The organism is Devosia sp. Root635 (genome assembly GCF_001427605.1).
Classification (GTDB): Bacteria; Pseudomonadota; Alphaproteobacteria; order Rhizobiales; family Devosiaceae; genus Devosia.
Map to the genome: position 1 here is coordinate 182,207 of NZ_LMGZ01000022.1, position 18,550 is coordinate 200,756.

Consider the following 18,550-nt stretch of genomic DNA (forward strand, 5'->3'; position numbering starts at 1 on the left):
CCCGACCACCCCTCGCCCCTTGTGGGAGAGGGTGATTTTTGCGGCGTTCAGCCGGAAAAACCGAGTGAGGGGTCCTGCGCTCGCCCATGCTTCAATATCGGGCACTACGCGACCCGGAGGGGCACTCCCTCAAGGAGAGAAGGAGATCGTGTAGCGGCTCCCCTACCCCTCCACATCCATGGCAAACACCACATCCGCCCGATCCTGCGACAAACACACCAGATCATAATTCGGCAAATCGTTCCGCTCGATATGCGCCCGGTTGCGGTCCTCGCTGAACAACCCCTCCTCACCATGCCGCTTCAGCAGCCGCGCCTTGACCACCTCCCGCTTCACATCGATAAACACCGCATAATCCAGCAACGGCTTCACCCCCGCCCACGGCCCCTCGGTCAGCAACAGGTAATTACCCTCGACCACCAGCACCCGCACCTCAGGCTGCACGGTAAAGGCATCGTCCACCGTGTCCTCGATCTTGCGCGAATAGCCCGGCCCGCTGACCGCGTCTTTCGCCGTCTTCAGATGGTGGAGAAAGCTGACGAAATCCGCCCCCTCGAAAGTATGCGGTGCGCCCTTGTAGTCCACCTGCCCCATGGCTTCGAGCTTGGCGTGCTTCATATGGAAGCCATCCATCGGCACCAGCGCGGCGCTGCCGGGATGAACGGCATCGAGCATGGTCACCAGCTCACCCGCCAGTGTCGATTTGCCTGACCCCGGCCCGCCGGCCAGCCCGATGGCGATGCGCCGCTGCGCCCGGCTTTCCAGCTCGAGAATATGCGGCACCAGCCGCGCCAGCGCCTGTTGCGGCGTGAGCTTCAGACGTTCGGGCGCCATCAACGCCCCTTGCCGAGGCGGATCAGCAGCCAGACCGGCACGACCAGCATGGCCCCGGTCAGGATATAGCCCCAGATATTGCGGAATAGCCCGAAGCCGTCGCGCAGGGTCTCGCGCAGCAGTTCCAGCGCGCCGCGGATGACGCCCTGCACATTGACGCCGAACACGCTCATGACAAAGCCAACCAGCAGCGACACGAAAGCCAGCTTGAGGATGACATTGATCGGGTGACCGCCAAAGAAGCGTTCGACGGGCGAACGCCGTGTTTCGGTCCCGTGTTGATCGGTCATGCAGGCCTCCTGTTGTGGTCCTGAGGGATCATATAGGCTGGAATGTGATTTGCAGAAGGTGTGACTTGCCAGTTTCCTGCCTCTCCTTTTCCCGCGCGGAAGCTGCCGTGACTGCTCCCTCCCCCCTTGAGGGGGAGGGTTGGGGTGGGGGGTCGTTTCGTGGTCCACTAATAGGCCGCCACCCTAGGTCCCTCCCCTCAAGGGGGAGGGAGGCGACGACCCTTGCCTCTTGTGACCTTGCGAGGCGCGCGTGACCTTCCTCCCCCCCGTCATCGCCGACTGGTTCGCCCGCAAGGCGTGGTCGCCCCGCCAGCACCAGCTCGACGTGCTCGCCTCCTGGCATGCCGGCGCCTCGGCCCTGCTCATCGCCCCCACCGGCGCCGGCAAGACGCTGGCCGGGTTCCTGCCCACCCTCACCGACCTCGCCGACGGCAAGTTCGATGGCCTCCACACGCTCTACATTTCCCCGCTCAAGGCGCTGGCCGTGGACGTGCAGCGCAATCTCAATGCCCCTATCCTCGAAATGGGCCTCAAGATATCAGCCGAAACCCGCACCGGCGATACGCCTGCCTCCAAGCGCGCCCGCCAGCGCAGCAAGCCGCCCCATATCCTGCTCACCACGCCCGAGCAGCTATGCCTCCTCATCAGCCACCCCCATGCCGACCTGTTCTTCGGCTCACTCCGCCGCATCGTGCTCGATGAGTTGCATGCTTTGGTCACCTCCAAGCGCGGTGAACTTTTGTCCCTCGCCCTGGCCCGTATCGCCCGCCTTGCCCCAAACCTCCAGATCACCGCCCTCAGCGCCACCGTTGCCCGGCCCGACCTGCTGCGCGACTGGATCGCAAAGCCGGTGCCGGACAAGCCCACCCATCTCCTCACCGCCTCGGGCGGCGCCCCGCCGGTGCTCGAAATCCTCGATACCGAACAGGTGCTGCCCTGGGCCGGGCACTCGGCCAACTACGCCCATCGCGACCTCTACGAGACCATCAAGCGCCATAGGACCACCCTGCTGTTCGTCAACACGCGATCCCAGGCCGAAATGCTGTTCCAGGGCCTGTGGGCCGTCAATGACGACATGCTGCCCATCGCTTTACATCACGGCTCGCTCTCGGTGGAGCAGCGGCGCAAGGTGGAGAGCGCCATGGTCGCAGGCAATCTCAAGGCCGTGGTCTGCACCTCGACGCTCGATCTCGGCATCGACTGGGGCGATGTCGATCTGGTCGTGCAGGTCGGCGCGCCCAAAGGGTCCTCGCGCATGCTGCAACGCATCGGCCGCGCCAATCACCGGCTCGATGAACCCTCAAAGGCCGTGCTGGTCCCCTCCAACCGCTTCGAAGTGCTCGAATGCGAAGCTGCGCTCGAAGCCGTCGCCGAGAACCATCAGGACAGCGAAGACCCCGTGTCAGGCGGCTACGATGTCCTCGCCCAGCACCTGCTCGGCATGGCCTGTGCCGGCCCCTTCGCCGCCGACGACCTCTATGACGAAATCCGCCATGCCTGGCCCTATCGCGACTTGCCACGAGGGCAATTCGATCGCGTGCTCGATTTCGTCGCCACCGGCGGCTATGCCCTGCGCGCCTATGAGCGCTATGCCCGCCTCAAGCCCACCGATGACGGCAAGTGGCGCGTCGCCAATCCGCAGGTGGTCCAGCAATATCGGCTCAATATCGGCACCATCATCGAGGAACCCATGGTGCGGGTGCGCCTCATCCGCCAGCGCGGCCTCAAGAAAGGCCAGAGCAACAGCCCTATCGGGGCGGGCGGGCGCGTGCTGGGCGAGATGGAGGAATATTTCTTCGGCACGCTGCTGCCCGGCGACACCTTCATATTCGGCGGCGAAATCGTCGCCTTCGAAGGTATGCGCGACAACGAGGCTTTCGTCTCCCGCGCCCAGGCCAGCAATCCGAAAATCCCTTCCTATATGGGCGGCAAGTTTCCGCTCTCGACCTATCTGGCCGAGCGCGTCCGCCGCATCATGGACAGTCCCTCGGAGTGGACGAAGCTGCCCGAGCAGGTGGAAATGTGGCTCCGCCTGCAGCGCGACGTTTCGGTCCTGCCCAAACGCGACAGCCTGCTCGTGGAGACCTTCCCGCGCGGCGCCCACAACTATCTGGTCTGCTACCCCTTCGAAGGCCGGCTGGCCCACCAGACGCTCGGCATGTTGCTCACCCGCCGCCTCGAACGCGCCCGCGCCCGTCCCCTCGGCTTCGTCGCATCGGAATATGCCCTGGCCATCTGGGGGCTGGGCGATCTCTCCGCGCTGATCCGCACCGACCGCCTGTCGCTCGATGACCTCTTCTCCGAGGACATGCTGGGCGACGATCTCGAAGCCTGGCTCGATGAATCGGCCCTGATGAAGCGCACCTTCCGCAACTGCGCCATCATTTCCGGCCTCATCGAGCGCCGCCATCCCGGCAAGGAAAAGTCCGGGCGCCAGATCACCATGAGTTCTGACCTCATCTATGACGTGCTCTACCAGCACGAGCCCGACCACATCCTGATCCAGGCCACCCGCCGCGACGCCGCAAGGGGCCTGCTCGATATCGAGCGCCTCGGCGACATGCTGGCCCGCATCCGCAACCACATCGTCCACCAGCCGCTGGCGCAAATCTCGCCCCTCGCCGTGCCGGTCATGCTCGATATCGGCAAGGAGCCGATTTTCGGCGAAGGCCGCGAATCGGCTATGGCTGACGCAGCAGATGAATTGATGAAAGAGGCGCTCGGAGGTTAGCGGTCAACAGGCGGTCCGGCTCCTGCCCACCCTCCCCCTTGAGGGGAGGGTAGCGCCGCTAGGCCCAACGGGCCGTAGCAAAGCTGGGGAGGGGGTAACGCCGTGGTCTACTGAAGGACCCCCACCCTCAGTCCCTCCCCTCAAGGGGGAGGGAGGCGAAGGAGCCGAGGCCGGAGAGAGCCGACGATTGAGCAGTCTAACATTAACAGCCGAGGTCACGGAGACGCCGATCCTGCGCTTTGCCGGCCACAATTTCGAACCCCTGCCCTCGGGCGCGCTCTATTGGCACAACCAACAGACCCTGCTGGTTGCCGACCTGCATTTCGAAAAAATGGCGAGCTTCGCGCGTCGCGGGCAGATGCTGCCACCCTATGATACCGGGCTCACCCTGGCCCGTCTCGAGGCCGATCTGCGCCGCACCGGCGCCACGCGGCTGCTCTCGCTCGGTGACACGTTCCATCGCGTCGATGCTAGCAGTCTGTTAACGAATTCGGACCGAATGAGACTCGATTCACTCACCGAAATGGTCGATTGCATCTGGCTATCCGGCAATCACGACCCGGCCCCGCATGCCATCGGCGGCACCTGCCTGCCGCGGCTGGAACTGGCCGGATTGACCTTCACCCATGAGCCGGAACGCGGCATGACCGGCCTTGTGGCCGGCCATCTGCACCCGGCGGCGCATGTCTGGTTCCAGGGCCGCTCGACCCGCCGCCCCTGCTTCGTCCACGACAACCGCCTGCTGATCCTGCCGGCCTATGGGGCATCCACGGGTTCGCTCAACATCTTGTCCCCGGCGTTTTTCGGCCTGCTAAACTGGCCGACGGTCGAGGTCACCATGTTGGGGAAAGACCGCACTTATCCCGTCAGCCCGAAGCGCCTCGTGCGGGGGTAGCTAGCGCTTGAACAGCACGCCGCCCAGCCAGCCGGTGAACAGCGCCAGGATGACGCAGACCAGGCCATAGAGGAACGGTTGCTGCACCGCCGACAGCGCCAGGAACCGCTCGAAGCCGATCTTGCGCACCGCGAAACCTTCCGACTTGCGGGCGATGATCTCGCCATTCTTGAACACATAGGTCAGGGCGATATAAGGGCCGGGCGGGGCATTGCTGGGGAGGGTCAGCCGCGCCGAATAAAAGTTATCCGCCGGGAAGTTGACGCCGTTTTCCTGCACGCCGAACAGGCCCTGCTCGGTCATCAGCCGCACCAGTTCGCGGCCGAAGATGGCGCTTTTCCACCAGTCGGTGGTGCTGGCCGGCAGGGTGTGGGATTCGGGCAGGATGAGGTTGGTGGTGAGTGTCGTAATATCGGTGATGTCGGTCAGCCGCCCGCTCGACAGCACATGGAAGTAACTGGGAAAATTACTGAATTCGACCTGGTCGGTGTTGAGCCAGACGCCGAAGACGTTGGACATCTGGCGGGCAACGCGGTTCTGCGTGGGGCCGAGCACGACCACCACGACATGGAAGGGGCCGGTGACGAATTTATCCTCGGAGCCGGCATCGGGAATGATGGTGCCGAAAAAATTCATGCGCTCGCCCGAAAAGCTGGACGTGATCTCGATCGTCTCGTTGGAAACCTGCGACACCAGCCGCTCGGCCCGGGCGGGGGCAACGGCCAGGACAAGCGCCGCCAGCAGGAGCAGCAGCCGGCTCATTGGACCACTCCCGTCACGGCCATGCTGAACACATTGGCGGGCGCCAGCACCAGAGACAGGCCGAAGCGGATGGCCACGGCCAGCACCAGCAAAGCCAGCAGTCCGCGCAACTGTTCGCCGCGCAGATACTTGCCGGCCGAGGCCCCGAACTGGGCGCCGGCCGTACCGCCGACCATCAGGCAGAAGGCCAGCAGGATATCGACGCTCTGGCTCTGCACGGCATGCAGGATCGTCGTGGCCGCCATCATCGCCACCACCTGCGCCAGCGAGGTGCCGATGACGACATTGCCGGGCACGCGCAGCAGGTAGACCAGAGCCGGCACCATGATGAAGCCGCCTCCGACACCCAGGAGCGAACCGACGAAACCGATGAACAGCCCGATGATCAGCACCGGCAACACACTGATATAAAGGCGCGATTTCTTGAACCGCACCCGCATGGGCAGGCCGTGAATCCAGTTATGCTGGTTGGGCAGGCGCTCGCGCACCACGATGCCCTTGCGCTGCTTGAGGATGGCGCGGGTGGATTCGATCAGCATCAGTACGCCCACCGAACCAAGCAGGACAAGGAAGCCCACCGAGATGACGAGATCGAGCTGGCCGGCATCGCGCAGCAAGGCAAAGGTCGCGACGCCGCCAAAGGCGCCCAACACGCCGGACAGCACCAGGTAAAGCGCCAGATGCAGGTCCACGGCGCCGCGCCGATAATGCGCCAGCGCGCCCGAGGTCGATGCCGCCACAACCTGGCCGGTGACCGAAGCCACCGCCACGGGGGCCGGCACACCCGAGAAAATCAGCAGTGGCGTCAACAGGAAACCGCCGCCAACCCCGAAGAGCCCCGACAGGAAACCGACCGCCCCTCCGATCCCCACGAGAAAGAAGAGGTTCACGGACAATTCGGCGATCGGCAGATAGACCTGCAAGACCCTGATCCGTTTGAAAATCACTACGCCGCACGAGTTTACAGGACCGTACGTCAACAATAGGTCAAGGGCTTCCCACGAACCGCAGGAAACCCTCGATGTTTGGGGTTAGGATGCTGACCCGACCGTGTCAAACGACAGTTCGGTGTCAGACCGGCTGGCTGCCCAGTACTGCGAGCAGGCGGGGATTGACGACGCCAATCTCGGTCATGCCGGTGCCACGCTCGAAAGCCTTGATGGCCTCGGCGGTCTTGGGTCCGGTCAGCCCATCGGGCGTGCCGACATCGAAGCCGAGCTTGCCCAGCACCGTCTGCACCTTGGACACCACATCCCTGGTGAGGATGGGTTCACCCGGATCGAAGCTGGGAGACCAGGTGCCCAGCGGGGCAAAGTTGGCCGCCAGGTCGACCGGCTCGGCCTTCCACAGGTCCAGTTCATCGCTCACGCGGCTCACTGCCTCGGCGGTCAGCGACTTGGCAATGTCGTCGCGGGCCTTGGCGGCATCGGCGTCACCATTGCGGGCGGCGAGGGCGAACCACTTGTAGGACTGTTCGAAATCCTGCTCGACGCCCAGGCCGCGGGCATAGAGCATGCCCAGGTTGAACTGGCTGTCGGTCATGCCGCGCGCTGCCGCCTGGGCGAACCACTCGGCGGCGGTTTCGAACTGCTGGTCGCCCAGTTGTCCGCCGGCATAGAGCGCCGCCAGGTTGTGCATGGCCATGCGATTGCCGGCTTCGGCGCCGCGCTGGTACCACAGCTTGGCCACTTCGAAATCCCTGTCCACGCCCTGCCCGGCTTCATAGAGATTGCCGATGCGATACTGCGCCGGCACGAAGCCCTGCGCGGCGGCACGCTCATACCACTTCGCCGCCTCGACCTGATCCTGGGGAACAACGCGGCCCTCGGTATAGATGGCGCCGATCTCGAACTGGGCGCGGGCATCGCCATCGGCGGCGGCCTGGCGCAATTCGAGCGGACCCACGCCTTCAGGCGGCAGTTCGAAACTCTCGGTGGCTGCAACATCGGGAATGCTGCCCGTAACCTCGGGCGCCGTCTCGACCGGAATGTCGAGCGGCGCTGCGGCGGCGCCACCGGTCAGCGCCATGAGCGATGGCGGCATCGGGGTCGTGGCCACCGGCTTGGTGAAACTCATCGGCTGGTTGGGGTTGATCGACGCGGTCGCGGTGGCGTCGATCATGTCGATGACACGCGGCTCGGGGCGCACCAGCGACACGTCGTCAGTGGCCGAGGGCGTTGCCGAGGGCTGCTCTATCGCGGTCTGGGCCGCCGGCGATGCCGCCGTGCGGGCGGGCGTCATGCGTTGCATGACCAGGTTCAGGGCCAGCATCGAGACGGCGACCAGCGTGGCGGCCAGCAGCAGCGGGCGGCGATGGCGCGTCAGGAAACTCTGCTTTTCAACAGGCGCGTCGGCTTCGGCGTCCATACCGAAGGCCGGCGCGACCGGCGGAGCCTTTTCGGCCTTGGCCTTCTTTTCCTTGACCGGCCTGGCCGGCTTTTCGGCCTTGGCCACGGGCGCCGCTGCCGCGTCGTCGGTCGGTGTCGCGGCGGCGGAACCCGGCCTTACCCGCGCAAGGGCGCGGCTGATAAGCGAATTGCTGGACGCAACGGCGGGGGCCGTCGCCTCCTGGCGGGCACGCTGGGCGCGACGGGCAGCCGCGACGAAGGTGCTGGTGCTGCTCTGGCTGACCGGGGCTTCGACCTGTGGAGCCGCGGCCGCGGCCGGCGGGGTGAACGGATCGAGGTCGGCCTTGGCAAAGCTCGACTGGGGCCGCGGCGGCCGCTCGACGCTGGCGGGATCGAATGCCGGGCGCCCAGAAACCGGCGCCTCGCCGGCAGGCACTGGTGGGCGGACGCCGACCTTGGCATCGAGGGCGGCACGGACAGGCCCGGTATCCTTGAAGCCGGGATCGACCAATGGCGCTTCGTCGACCGGATTGGCCGGCATCAGATCGCTCTTGGCGGCAGATTTCGGGCCCGACAGGGCAGTCAGCATGACCTCGAGCCGGCTGCGCTCTTCATCGGGCTGCTCGACCTTGGGCTGCGGAGCCGGCGGGGCCGCAGCAGGCGCGGCGGCGGCGGGCCGCTCGTCGCGGTTGCCCAATACGGCTTCGAGCCGGGTCAGCCGCTCGGCCGTATCCTTGCCGGCGGTGTTGAATAGTGCGGCCATGCGCTTTTCCAGCGCGGCCATGCCGTCCTCGCTCATGCCGCCGCCGGTGCCGGGAGCCGATTTGGCGACCGCCTCGGAGGTGCGTTCGGCCACCATGGCGGCGAGCGTTTCATAATCAGGCGTCTTGCCGGCAGACTTGATCAGGCCGGTCAGCCGGTCCTCGATGCTCTTGAGACTGTCGGGGCCGAACATGGCGACGGGCGCCGGCGCCTTGCGGGTCACCGCCTCGCTGGTGCGTTCGGCAACCAGGGTAGCCATGGCTTCGATATCGGTGGCGTCGGAGTGGCTGGAATAGAGCTTGGCCAGGCCATTGAGCTGCGCGCCCGTTTCGTCCATGCGGGCCATCAGCAGCTTGAGCTGGCTTTCCACCTGGCCCGAATCGGCGGCCGGCGCCATGCGGTCCGACAGGGCCTCGATCTGGCTTTCGATGCGCAGGAAACGCGGCTCCATGCCGGCCATTACAGCATCGCGCAGCGAGGCAATGTCCTGCTTGAGGCCGGCGACGTCGCCATTGGCGGTGTCGAGGGTACCGATGCGGGAAGCCAGGGCATCCACCTGGGCCACAAGCTTGTCCGGAGCGGACGCGCGGTCCTTCATCGCCTGGGTGAAGGCCGCCATTTCGCTGGTCAGGCGTTCGAAGTCGGCCGAGGACAGCGCAACATTCTTTTCGATGGAGTCGATGCGGTCATAGACGTTGCGGACGCTTTTTTCGATGGCGTGCATCGTCGGGGCGAGCGTTTCGGTCTTGGCCGGCTTTTCGGCGGCCTTGCGATCCTCGCGCGCGATCTCGCGTTCCATCTGCTGGGCCTGCAGTTCGGCCAGCTTGCCCACGGTCACCGAAACGTCGTCGAGCCGGCTGTTGATGGCCGACAGATCGACGCGCGGACCGCCTTCGATCAGGGCAGCCAGGGCGCCGATCTGCGCTTCGAGGCGCTTGACCTGCCCGGTCTCGCCGACCGCGCCGGCCAGCAATTCGACGACATGGGTCAGTTGCTCGACCTGGGCGGCGACCTCGCGCACGCTGCCATTGCCGGCGCGCTGCGACCTGAGTTCCCCCTCGAGATGCTCCAGCCTTCCTGTGAGGCCGCCGACCAGCGAGCTCAGTTCACGGAATTCGGGCGTGTCCACGGCGCGACGGCCCAGGGCGGCGGCCGGGGCCGACATCTGGCGGCCGCGAATTTCGGCTATGGCGTTGCTCAGGTCATCCTGTTCATGATCGACAGTGCCCAGATCGTCGCGTTCGGTAAAGCGGTCCACGGCGCGCTTGACGGTCCGCAGCGCCTCGCGGCGGCGCATCGCCGGCTCGGGCCCGACGACCTGATCGCGCAGGTTGCGGACACGCCGGGTCAGGCCGGTCAGCGCCGGCTCGGCGCGCTGCTCCTGGACATAGTGGCCTTCGACCTGATCGAGCAAGGCGACGAGCTCGCCGCGCAACGCCTGCCATTCCCCGGCCTGCGGCTCCGCTGCCGGCTCGGACATATCCGTGAATTGGTAGGCGCGGGCCATGGCTAGTCCCTGTCATGAAAGGCGGACCCCTCGCGATTCAACACGAAGGTATGACGGTCACTCTTGGGAAAACATGGTAAAGAACCCGTTAAGTATTGTCGCAATATGCAAGAGCCACAGGCTGAAAGACCTGATTTCGTAGTGATACGAAGCCGGCGATTCGGAGCTTTGCGTATATCGTTCAATCTGGGGAGCCACATGACCCGCCGCCGCATCATCATCGTCGACGACCACCCGCTGTTCCGGGCGGCGCTGCGGCAGACCCTGTCGGGGGGTGACGCCACCGTCAGCGTGGAGGAAGCGGGCGATCTCAACGGGCTGAGCGCGGCGCTCGACGCCGATCGCGATTGCGATCTCGTGCTGCTCGACCTCAACATGCCGGGCGTGCGGGGCTTTTCCGGGCTGCTGCTGCTGCGGGCACAATATCCCGATATTCCGGTGATGATCATCTCGGCGGTCGAGGACGGCACCGTGGTTCGCCGCGCGTTCGAGCTGGGCGCCGCGGGCTATCTTCACAAATCCGTGGGACCGACCGAAATCCGCCGCGCCATCGAGACGGTGCTGTCAGGCGAGGTCTTCGTCCCCGAGGGGACGGCTTTGGGCAGCGACGACGATCATACCGCACTGATGCGCCGGCTCTCGACGCTGACCCCGCAACAGGTGCGCGTGCTGATGATGCTCAGCGACGGGCTGATGAACAAGCAGATCGCCTATGAGCTTTCCATCTCGGAAGCCACGGTCAAGGCGCATGTCTCGGCCATCCTGCAGAAGCTGGACGTCGACAGCCGCACCCAGGCTGTGATCGCCGCGGCACGCATCGAAGACGGCCAGTTCGAGGCACTGTTCTCGATTGGTGGGGAAAAGCCGTAGCATCACGCCACGCCCTCGTGGTTCGAGGGTCGCTGCGCTCCCGCCTCACCATGAGGGCTACTTCTAGCCCGGTATTCCAGTAGCCCTCATGGTGAGGTGCGCTTCTTCAGCGCCTCGAACCACGAGGGCGTGGCACCTATCCAGAAACCACGCCCCGGCCCTTGGCCCAGTCATCCGTCTTGCTCCCGACCAACTGCCCGATATTGGCCTTGCCCTCCGCCCGCACGGCGGCGACAAGCCCGCGCTTGAGGCGGTCGAGCAGGTCGAGTCCGCTGAATACCATGGCCGAATAGAGCTGGATGGCGTTGGCGCCGGCCTCGATCTTGGCCAGGGCCGTTTGCGGCGAATGGATGCCACCGACGCCAATGATGGGGAGCGCGCCCACACGCTGGCGCGTCTGGGCCAGGCGGCGGGTCGAGAGTTCGAACAGCGGCTTGCCGGACAGGCCACCGGCCTCGGCGGCATTTTCGAGGCCTGCCACCGCGTCGCGGGTGGTGGTGGTGTTGGAGACGATCAGCCCATCGAGATCGGTCGCCAGCACGACGGCAGCGACGGCGTCGAGCGCCGCCTCGTCGAGATCGGGGGCGATCTTGAGAAAAACCGGCACGCGGGTCTTCGCCTTGGCGCGCGCGGACAGCACCTCGCCAAGCAGGCGGCGCAGGGCTTCGTCGGCCTGCAGGTTCCGCAGGCCGGGCGTATTGGGCGAAGACACGTTGACCGTCAGGTAATCGGCCAGATCGGCGAAGCGCTTCACCCCCAGCACAAAATCGGCGACGAAGTCCGCGCTGTCCTTGTTGGCCCCGATATTGACACCCAGGGCCGCCGGTACGCGCAGCCCCCTGAGGCGAGCAAGGGCAGCATCGTGCCCTTCGTTATTGAAACCCATGCGATTGATCACGCCCTCGGCCGACCCCACCCGGAACAGCCGGGGCTTGGGGTTGCCGACCTGCGGGTATGGCGTGACGGTGCCGATCTCCACCATGCCGAAACCCATCAGCGCCAGCGGACGGGCAACTTCGGCATTCTTGTCGAAACCGGCGGCCATGCCCACCGGATTGCTCAGGTCCAGGCCGCAGAGGCTGGTGCGCAGCTCGGCGCCATCGGGATGGCTCTGTTCGGGCGCCAGACCCAGTCGCAGCGCGGTGAGCGTCGCGCCATGGGCGGTCTCGGGATCCATCTTGAGCAGGGTTTCACGGGTCAAGCCCGCGAGAGCCGGTATGCGCAGCAGCGGCGAAAATGCCGAGAGGATCATCGGACGGCCTCGGGCAAGGTACAGGAACCGTCTGCCGCAACGCTCAGCGGCGCTTCCCAGGCAATAGCCGCTGTCGAAAGCGGCCCGCCATAAAGATGGGGGAAGAGCGCCCCGCCACGCGAGGGCTCCCACACCAGATCGGTGCCAAGGTCACGGCTGCGGACCGCCAGCAGTACCAGTCCGCTCTGGCCCGCAAAGTGCAGGCGGAGCGTTTCCGCCAACTGCCCAGCCGTCGAAAAGTGCATGTAGCCGTCCGCGGCATCGATGGGCATGCCGGCAAAGGTGGAGGCAGCGCGAGCAGGCGCAAAGGCCGCTTCGGTAGCGATCTTGTAGACGAATTCAGGATTGCTCATGGGCGCGAACCTAATGGCGCCGGCAAGGGGCCGCAAGCGGAGGGCGGCTCTTTACAAGACAAAGTTGGACCGCTAAGAATAGGACTTAATTCCACCGATAAGATATATTTCCTCGATTGGTCATTTGCCATGCTGTCACACAGAGCTATCTGGGACGGGATCGACGCCCTCGCGCGCCGCCATGGCCACTCGGTCTCGGCGCTGGCCAAGCTCGCCGGGCTCGACGCGACCGCCTTCAACGTCTCCAAGCGCATCAGCAAGGATGGGCGCGAGCGCTGGCCCTCGACCGAGAGCATTTCCAAGATTTTGGAGGCCACGGGGGAGAGCTTCGATTCCTTCCTCAGCGGCACCGGCGCATTCCTGCAACTGAACGACAACCTGCCCAACCGCACCGTGCCGCTGCTGGGCCTGGCACAGGCCGGCTCGGGCGGCTTCTTCGACAGCGCCGGCTTTCCGGCCGGCCAGGGCTGGGACGAGATCGCCCTGCCCTCGCCCGGCGAAGGCGGCATCTATGCGCTCGAAGTGCAGGGCGACTCGATGGAACCGCTTTACCGGGAGGGGGACCGCATCGTGGTGTCGCCCACCGAGCAGGTGCGGCGCGGCGACCGGGTTGTGGTCAGAACCCGCGATGGCGAGGTTATGGCCAAGATCCTCGCCCGCCAGACCGGCAGGCAGATCGAGCTCCACTCCATCAACCCGGCCTATGAGCCGCGGCTGTTTGAACTCAGCGATATCGAATGGATCGCCCGCATCATCTGGGCCAGCCAATAGTTACCAGTCGGCTGGCAGCGGCAGGCTCGTGTCGGCTTCACAGGTGGCAAGCGGCAGGCGCTTGCTGGTGCCGATGGCCAGCACCCGGCCTTCATCGGGGTCGGTGGTGACGGTCAGGCAGGCGCAGCCATGGCCGTAATAGCTGCCGGTCGAGACGAACTCATCCGCATCGAAAGCGGGCACCCGATCCATGACCGCAGTGGCGGCCGGATTGTCGTCGCCCTGACTCGACAGGGTCCAGCTGCGATCCCGGTCGATCAGCCACCAATTGCCCGGCGTCGGATTGGCCAGCCAGCCGCAGCGACGCTCGAACGCACCGGCCGGTTCGGCGCAACGGACCATGGGAAGCGCCGACCCCATGCCGAAGCCTTCGGGGTGGTAGACCAGCAGGTCGCGCGCCGCGATATATTCGTAGTTGGAGACTTCGCCTTCCGCGCGGAAATGCACGGTGCCGTCGGCGCCGTCCTCAGGTGAGAAGAACACGTCGTCGATCCGGCCGTCGGCATAGACCAGCGTGGTGGCCGAGATCACCATGGGCGCCCCCAACGTGTCGCAGGCCTGGCCCCCGCCCACCCATTTGCCCTGGATGGATTCGGGGATGTCATCGGCGGCGGCATAGGCCGGCATGCTCAAAGCCAGAAGCAGGAAAACAGCAAGAAACCGCAAGGCAATCTCCCTCGTTTCAACCGGCCTTGACGAACGTCCCGGCCAGCGCATCCTCGATCAGCTTGCGCGTATTGTCGATGCCGTAAAGCGCGGCGAAAGACCCGAAGCGCGGGCCGCGCTCCTGCCCGATCAGCACAGAATAGAGCATCTGGAAGAACTCGACGGAGACACCAGGGCCGCCGGTGGGGCTCTTTTTGGTGTGGTCCTGATACCGCTCGATGGTGCGCGCCACATCGAGCGCCGCGTTCTGGATGGTTTCATTGGTGGCGTCGTCAGGCAGGGCTGCGAAGGCCTCCGAGAGGGCTTCGAGCGCGCCGCGTTCCACGTCGTCGGGCGCGCGATAGCTCTTCTGCACGAAGTCGCGGAAATAGCGAATGGCATAGCCGACAAGCGCATCCAGATGCGGATGCGTCTGCGGCGACACGCCGGGCGCGTATGCGGAAATATAGCCCCACATCACATCAGGCGTTTCCGGATTGGAAGCCGTCGCCAGGTTCAGCAACAGCGCAAAAGTCACCGGCATGTCGACTTCGGGCACCTTGCCGTAGTGGACATGGAAGGCCGGATTCTCCAGGCGCGCGGCAGTGTCCTGCTTCTGGTAGGATGCGACATGGGCGAAATATTCGTCCACCGCGCGCGGGATGACGTCGAAATGCAGGCGCTTGGCCGTGCGCGGCTTCTGGAACATGTAGAGCCCCAGGCTTTCATTGCCCGCATAGGTCAGCCATTCGTCGATGGTCAGGCCGTTGCCCTTGGACTTGGAAATCTTCTGGCCTTCGGCATCGAGGAACAGCTCGTAGACATAGTGCTCTGGCGTCTTGCCGCCGAGGATTTCGCAGATGCGATCATAGATCGGCGCGTTGGTCTGGTGGTCCTTGCCGAACATTTCGAAATCGACGCCGAGAGCCGCCCAGCGCATACCGAAATCGGGCTTCCACTGCATCTTCACATGGCCGCCGGTGACGGGAACCGTGGTATCGCGGCCATCTTCGTCGGCGAAGGTCACCGTGCCGTTTTTGGCATCGACTTCCTTCATCGGCACATAGAGCACACGCCCCGATATCGGCGAGATCGGCAGGAAGGGGCTGTAGGTGGCCTGGCGTTCGGCGCCGAGCGTGGGCAGCATCACCTTCATGATATCGTCATAGCGCTCGGCGGCGCGCATCAGCACCGGGTCGAACTTGCCCGAGCGATAGTAATCGGTGGCGCTGGCGAATTCGTAGCTGAAGCCGAACGTGTCCAGGAACCGGCGCAGCATGGCGTTGTTATGGTCGCCGAAGCTGGCATATTCATTGGTCCACGGATCGGGCACCGCGGTCAGCGGCTTCTGCAGATGCGGCTCCATGGCCGCCTTGGAGGGCACATTGTCCGGAATCTTGCGCATGCCATCGAGGTCGTCGGAAAAGCAGATCAACCGCGTGGGAATCTCGTCGCGCGTCAGCAAGCGGAAGGCGGTGCGGACCATGGTGGTGCGCGCCACCTCGCCGAAGGTGCCGATATGAGGCAGGCCCGAGGGGCCATAGCCGGTCTCGAACAGGGCCTCGCCCTTGCCCGATTTCTCCAGGCGCTTGACCAGTTTCCGAGCTTCCTCGAACGGCCAGGCGCGGGCAGTCTGGGCGGCGTCGAAGAACGCGGGATCGAGCGGGGGCAACGGAGCGGGCGACAAGGTGAGGCCTTTCGGGAACAGGGGTCTGGGTGTGTTGCATCCCGGCGCGCCAACGTCAACGTTTTCGGGGGCCGGCGCTTGCCAAGGCCGCCCGACGCGCCTAGCTATCGGGGCACAGACCAGCCTGGGAATGCCTGATGTCCAATGCCGCCCATGACGCCCTCATTCACCTGATGATCGTCGCCGCCTCGTCCGACAGCGCCATGACGGACAAGGAACTGGTCCGCATCCAGACCCTGATCGGGCGGCTGCCCGTCTTCGAGGGCTTCGACAAGAACCGGCTGGCCGCCGTCGCCAATGCCTGTGCGGACAAGCTCAACGGGCCGGGCGGCCTGGACCAGGTGATGGACGATGCGATCGCCGTGCTACCGGCCAAGCTGCAGGACACCGCCTATGCCGTGGCGGTGGAGGTGGCATCGGTCGATCTCTACCTCGAGCAGGAGGAATTGCGCTTCCTCGAATTGCTGCGCGACAAGCTCGACCTGGACCGGCTGACCACGGCCGCCATCGAAACGGCGGCGCGGGCGCGGCATCGGCGGATGCCGAGCTAGTAAAATCCCACCGGGAACCAGCGCAGGTAGAGTTCGTCCAGCGCGCCATTGTCCTTGAGCCTGACCAGGGCCCAGTCGATGGCGTGGCGCACCGCGTCCTGCCCAGCGGGAACGGCAATGGCGAGACCTTCGCCGAACAGGTTTGGACGGAAGTAGGGTTGCCCGGCAAAGCCGCAGCACGTCAGGTTATCGTTGAGCCAGAACGAGGCGCGCATGGCGTCGCCAAAGAAAGCATCGGCGTCGCCGTTTTCGAGTGCCTCCAGCGCCTTGATCTCGCTGTCGAAGCCAACCAGCGCCACCTCGGGCAGGTAGCGCGTGAGGAAGGCCTCATGCGCGCTGCCCCGCCGCACGGCGACGGTCTTGCCGGCGAGACCGGCGGGATCGAACGCGCCGATATCGGGTGCGCGGGTGACGAAGCGGCCTGGGAGCGCCAGGTAGATCGACGAAAAATCGAACAGCAGGCCATTTTCCTTGCTCATGGCGAGCCCGGCGATCAATGCGTCGCCCTGGCTGTCGCTCAGGGCGTTGGCCGCCTGGTCCCAGGGCCAGGCCTGGATGGTGCAGGCGACATTGACCTCGACGCAGATGCGCTTGGCCAGATCGATGTTGAAGCCGATCAACTCGCCCCCGGCATCACGAAAATTGAACGGGGGAAAATCGGCGGTGGTCAGAAAGCGGATGGCTGGGACCGGCGTCAGGCTGGGCAGGATTTCGCGCGCGCTGGGGTCGGAATGATAGGGGAGAGACTGGGCGAAGGCCGGGGTGGCGAGGAGGGCCAGAAGCAATGCCGGCAGTCGTCGCCACCCTCCCCCTTGAGGGGAGGGTGGCGAAGCTGGGCCGCCAGGCCCTGCGGGCCAGGCGACGCTACCCTTCCCCTCAAGGGGGAGGGTAGCCATCCAACTGGCAATGAGGCCAAGACGCAGCATTAAACCTGATCCAGCCCATACATCAGGTCGGCAATCAGATCCTCGGGGCTTTCCAGCCCGACCGACAGGCGCAGCAGGCCCGGCGTGACGCCGGTTTCGAGGCGGACGTCCTCGGTGAAGCGGGCATGGGTGGTGGTGCGCGGATGGGTGATGAGCGACTTGGCGTCACCCAGATTGTTGGAAATCAGGATCACGGCAAGGCTATCGGACAGAGTGAAGGCCCCTTCCTGGCCGCCCTTGACATCGAGGGCGATGATGGTGGAGCCGCGCTGCATCTGCCGTTTGGCCAGTTCATATTGCGGGTGGCTCGGATGATGCGGATAGATCACCCGGTTCATCTTGGGATGGCTGGCCAGGGCCGCCACGATCTTCTCGGCGCTGTCAGTCATCTGCCTAATGCGCAGTTCGTAGGTTTCCAGCCCCTTGAGCAGCACCCAGGCGTTGAAGGCGCTGAGGGTCGCGCCGGTCTGGCGCAGGAAGGTGTGGACGTCGCCTTCAATCAGTCCCCGTGACCCCAGCACGATGCCGCCGAGTACCCTGCCCTGCCCATCGATATGCTTGGTGGCCGAATAGGTGACGAGATCGGCGCCGAGCTGCAGCGGCTTCTGGTAGAGCGCGGTGGAAAAGACATTGTCGACGATCAGTTTTGCGCCATGGGCATGGGCAATATCGGCGACGGCCCTGATATCGACCAGCTCCAGCGTCGGATTGGTCGGCGTCTCGATGAAGACGACCTTGGTATTGGGGCGCATGGCGCGGGCGAAATTCTCGGGATCGCGGCCATCGACCAGCGTAGACTCCACGCCGAAGCGTGGCGCGTAATCTTCCACGACATAGCGACAGCCGCCGAACAAAGCCTGGGCGGCCACGATATGGTCGCCGGCCCGGACCTGGCTCATCACCGCATTGGTGACCGCGGCCATGCCGGAGGCGAAGGCGCGGCCGGCTTCGGCGCCCTCGATCAGCGCCATGCGCTCCTGGAACACATCCACGGTCGGATTGGCGAAGCGGGAATAGTTGTGGCCGCCGGGGATCTTGTTCTGGAACAGAAGCTCGGCATATTCCGAGCTGGGATAGGAATAGCCCGAGTTGAGAAAAATGGCTTCGCTCGTCTCGTTGAAATCGGTGCGCTTGTCGCCGCCATGGACCATCTGGGTCGCGGCGCTGCGCCGTTTCGGATCGAGGAGGGGGTTCTTATCTCGGGACATGGTCACGCCTTCAAAACAAAAAACCGGCACCCAAAGGGCGGCCGGTTCCCAAACGGTCTTTAGCAACTTGTTTTAAGTGGCTGCAAGCGACCGGCCAAATCACCACTGGACTGTGATGTAAGGCCAATTGCCTGTTGGCGTCAATTGCGTGGATTGGT

Annotated in this window: 16 protein-coding genes and 1 riboswitch; of the genes, 5 read left to right on the plus strand and 11 right to left on the minus strand. The window is 65.0% G+C overall.

Going from position 1 to position 18,550, the window contains the following annotated elements; all coding sequences use genetic code 11:
- Positions 1 to 162: 162 nt before the first annotated feature.
- Both ASD80_RS16030 and ASD80_RS16035 read right to left on the minus strand, forming a co-directional pair.
- Positions 163 to 834, minus strand: coding sequence for a hypothetical protein (locus ASD80_RS16030; RefSeq protein ID WP_056234982.1), 672 nt, complete (start codon positions 832 to 834; stop codon positions 163 to 165).
- Entirely contained in the window at positions 834 to 1,124 is a 291-nt protein-coding gene (locus ASD80_RS16035; RefSeq protein WP_056234986.1) for a DUF6460 domain-containing protein, read from the minus strand. The genes ASD80_RS16030 and ASD80_RS16035 overlap by 1 nt, the downstream gene beginning before the upstream one ends.
- A 250-nt stretch (positions 1,125 to 1,374) precedes the next feature.
- Between ASD80_RS16035 and ASD80_RS16040 the strand changes: the two genes are divergently transcribed.
- Entirely contained in the window at positions 1,375 to 3,855 is a 2,481-nt protein-coding gene (locus ASD80_RS16040) for a ligase-associated DNA damage response DEXH box helicase (protein ID WP_056234989.1), read from the plus strand.
- Positions 3,856 to 4,042: 187 nt separating this feature from the next.
- Positions 4,043 to 4,750, plus strand: a complete 708-nt coding sequence (gene pdeM / locus ASD80_RS16045) for a ligase-associated DNA damage response endonuclease PdeM (RefSeq protein WP_056234992.1) — start codon at positions 4,043 to 4,045, stop codon at positions 4,748 to 4,750.
- On the opposite strand, the gene ASD80_RS16050 is transcribed toward pdeM, so the two are convergent.
- From ASD80_RS16050 to ASD80_RS16060, 3 genes are all read right to left on the minus strand, one after another.
- On the minus strand, positions 4,751 to 5,512 hold the full coding sequence (locus tag ASD80_RS16050; RefSeq protein ID WP_056234993.1) for a TIGR02186 family protein: 762 nt from the start codon (positions 5,510 to 5,512) through the stop codon (positions 4,751 to 4,753).
- Entirely contained in the window at positions 5,509 to 6,435 is a 927-nt protein-coding gene (locus ASD80_RS16055) for a sulfite exporter TauE/SafE family protein (protein WP_056235417.1), read from the minus strand. Before ASD80_RS16055 ends, ASD80_RS16050 begins: the two co-directional genes overlap by 4 nt.
- A 148-nt stretch (positions 6,436 to 6,583) precedes the next feature.
- On the minus strand, positions 6,584 to 10,129 hold the full coding sequence (locus tag ASD80_RS16060; protein WP_056234996.1) for an SEL1-like repeat protein: 3,546 nt from the start codon (positions 10,127 to 10,129) through the stop codon (positions 6,584 to 6,586).
- Positions 10,130 to 10,327: 198 nt separating this feature from the next.
- On the opposite strand from ASD80_RS16060, the gene ASD80_RS16065 reads away from it, so the two are divergent.
- On the plus strand, positions 10,328 to 10,999 hold the full coding sequence (locus tag ASD80_RS16065) for a response regulator (protein WP_056234999.1): 672 nt from the start codon (positions 10,328 to 10,330) through the stop codon (positions 10,997 to 10,999).
- 136 nt (positions 11,000 to 11,135) lie between these two features.
- Here the strand turns inward: ASD80_RS16065 and ASD80_RS16070 are convergent, their stop codons facing one another.
- The gene (locus ASD80_RS16070; RefSeq protein WP_082555361.1) at positions 11,136 to 12,251 is read right to left on the minus strand and encodes a quinone-dependent dihydroorotate dehydrogenase; all 1,116 of its coding nucleotides are present in this window, start codon (positions 12,249 to 12,251) and stop codon (positions 11,136 to 11,138) included.
- Positions 12,248 to 12,604 (minus strand): DUF952 domain-containing protein, encoded by a 357-nt coding sequence (locus ASD80_RS16075; protein WP_056235000.1) that lies wholly within the window; start codon positions 12,602 to 12,604, stop codon positions 12,248 to 12,250. Before ASD80_RS16075 ends, ASD80_RS16070 begins: the two co-directional genes overlap by 4 nt.
- Before the next feature lie 129 nt (positions 12,605 to 12,733).
- On the opposite strand from ASD80_RS16075, the gene ASD80_RS16080 reads away from it, so the two are divergent.
- Positions 12,734 to 13,375 carry a helix-turn-helix transcriptional regulator gene (locus ASD80_RS16080; RefSeq protein WP_056235003.1) on the plus strand — a complete coding sequence of 214 codons (642 nt, stop codon included), beginning with the start codon at positions 12,734 to 12,736 and terminating at the stop codon, positions 13,373 to 13,375.
- Here the strand turns inward: ASD80_RS16080 and ASD80_RS16085 are convergent, their stop codons facing one another.
- Both ASD80_RS16085 and ASD80_RS16090 read right to left on the minus strand, forming a co-directional pair.
- The gene (locus ASD80_RS16085) at positions 13,376 to 14,041 is read right to left on the minus strand and encodes a DUF4087 domain-containing protein (protein WP_162247383.1); all 666 of its coding nucleotides are present in this window, start codon (positions 14,039 to 14,041) and stop codon (positions 13,376 to 13,378) included.
- A 16-nt stretch (positions 14,042 to 14,057) separates the two neighbouring features.
- Positions 14,058 to 15,707: a lysine--tRNA ligase gene (locus ASD80_RS16090; RefSeq protein ID WP_056235007.1), complete on the minus strand. Its 1,650-nt coding sequence runs from the start codon at positions 15,705 to 15,707 to the stop codon at positions 14,058 to 14,060.
- A 137-nt stretch (positions 15,708 to 15,844) separates the two neighbouring features.
- On the opposite strand from ASD80_RS16090, the gene ASD80_RS16095 reads away from it, so the two are divergent.
- Positions 15,845 to 16,258: a tellurite resistance TerB family protein gene (locus ASD80_RS16095; RefSeq protein WP_056235010.1), complete on the plus strand. Its 414-nt coding sequence runs from the start codon at positions 15,845 to 15,847 to the stop codon at positions 16,256 to 16,258.
- Here ASD80_RS16095 and ASD80_RS16100 read toward each other — a convergent pair.
- Both ASD80_RS16100 and metZ read right to left on the minus strand, forming a co-directional pair.
- Complete coding sequence (locus tag ASD80_RS16100; protein ID WP_056235012.1) at positions 16,255 to 17,043, minus strand: transporter substrate-binding domain-containing protein; 789 nt, start codon at positions 17,041 to 17,043, stop codon at positions 16,255 to 16,257. The genes ASD80_RS16095 and ASD80_RS16100 overlap by 4 nt on opposite strands.
- 140 nt (positions 17,044 to 17,183) lie before the next feature.
- A complete protein-coding gene (metZ, locus tag ASD80_RS16105) occupies positions 17,184 to 18,392 on the minus strand; it encodes an O-succinylhomoserine sulfhydrylase (RefSeq protein WP_056235015.1) in 1,209 nt (402 codons plus the stop codon).
- A 40-nt stretch (positions 18,393 to 18,432) separates the two neighbouring features.
- Positions 18,433 to 18,508, minus strand: a riboswitch (SAM riboswitch).
- Positions 18,509 to 18,550 lie beyond the last annotated feature (42 nt).

What these genes read in the sequence shown, in the direction of transcription:
- ASD80_RS16030 (WP_056234982.1), bottom strand. Translation starts at nt 834, where the DNA reads ATGGCGCCCGAACGTCTGAAGCTCACGCCGCAACAGGCGCTGGCGCGG.
- ASD80_RS16035 (WP_056234986.1), bottom strand. Translation starts at nt 1,124, where the DNA reads ATGACCGATCAACACGGGACCGAAACACGGCGTTCGCCCGTCGAACGC.
- ASD80_RS16050 (WP_056234993.1), bottom strand. Translation starts at nt 5,512, where the DNA reads ATGAGCCGGCTGCTGCTCCTGCTGGCGGCGCTTGTCCTGGCCGTTGCC.
- ASD80_RS16060 (WP_056234996.1), bottom strand. Translation starts at nt 10,129, where the DNA reads ATGGCCCGCGCCTACCAATTCACGGATATGTCCGAGCCGGCAGCGGAG.
- ASD80_RS16065 (WP_056234999.1), top strand. Translation starts at nt 10,328, where the DNA reads ATGACCCGCCGCCGCATCATCATCGTCGACGACCACCCGCTGTTCCGG.
- ASD80_RS16070 (WP_082555361.1), bottom strand. Translation starts at nt 12,251, where the DNA reads ATGATCCTCTCGGCATTTTCGCCGCTGCTGCGCATACCGGCTCTCGCG.
- ASD80_RS16075 (WP_056235000.1), bottom strand. Translation starts at nt 12,604, where the DNA reads ATGAGCAATCCTGAATTCGTCTACAAGATCGCTACCGAAGCGGCCTTT.
- ASD80_RS16080 (WP_056235003.1), top strand. Translation starts at nt 12,734, where the DNA reads ATGCTGTCACACAGAGCTATCTGGGACGGGATCGACGCCCTCGCGCGC.
- ASD80_RS16095 (WP_056235010.1), top strand. Translation starts at nt 15,845, where the DNA reads ATGTCCAATGCCGCCCATGACGCCCTCATTCACCTGATGATCGTCGCC.
- metZ (WP_056235015.1), bottom strand. Translation starts at nt 18,392, where the DNA reads ATGTCCCGAGATAAGAACCCCCTCCTCGATCCGAAACGGCGCAGCGCC.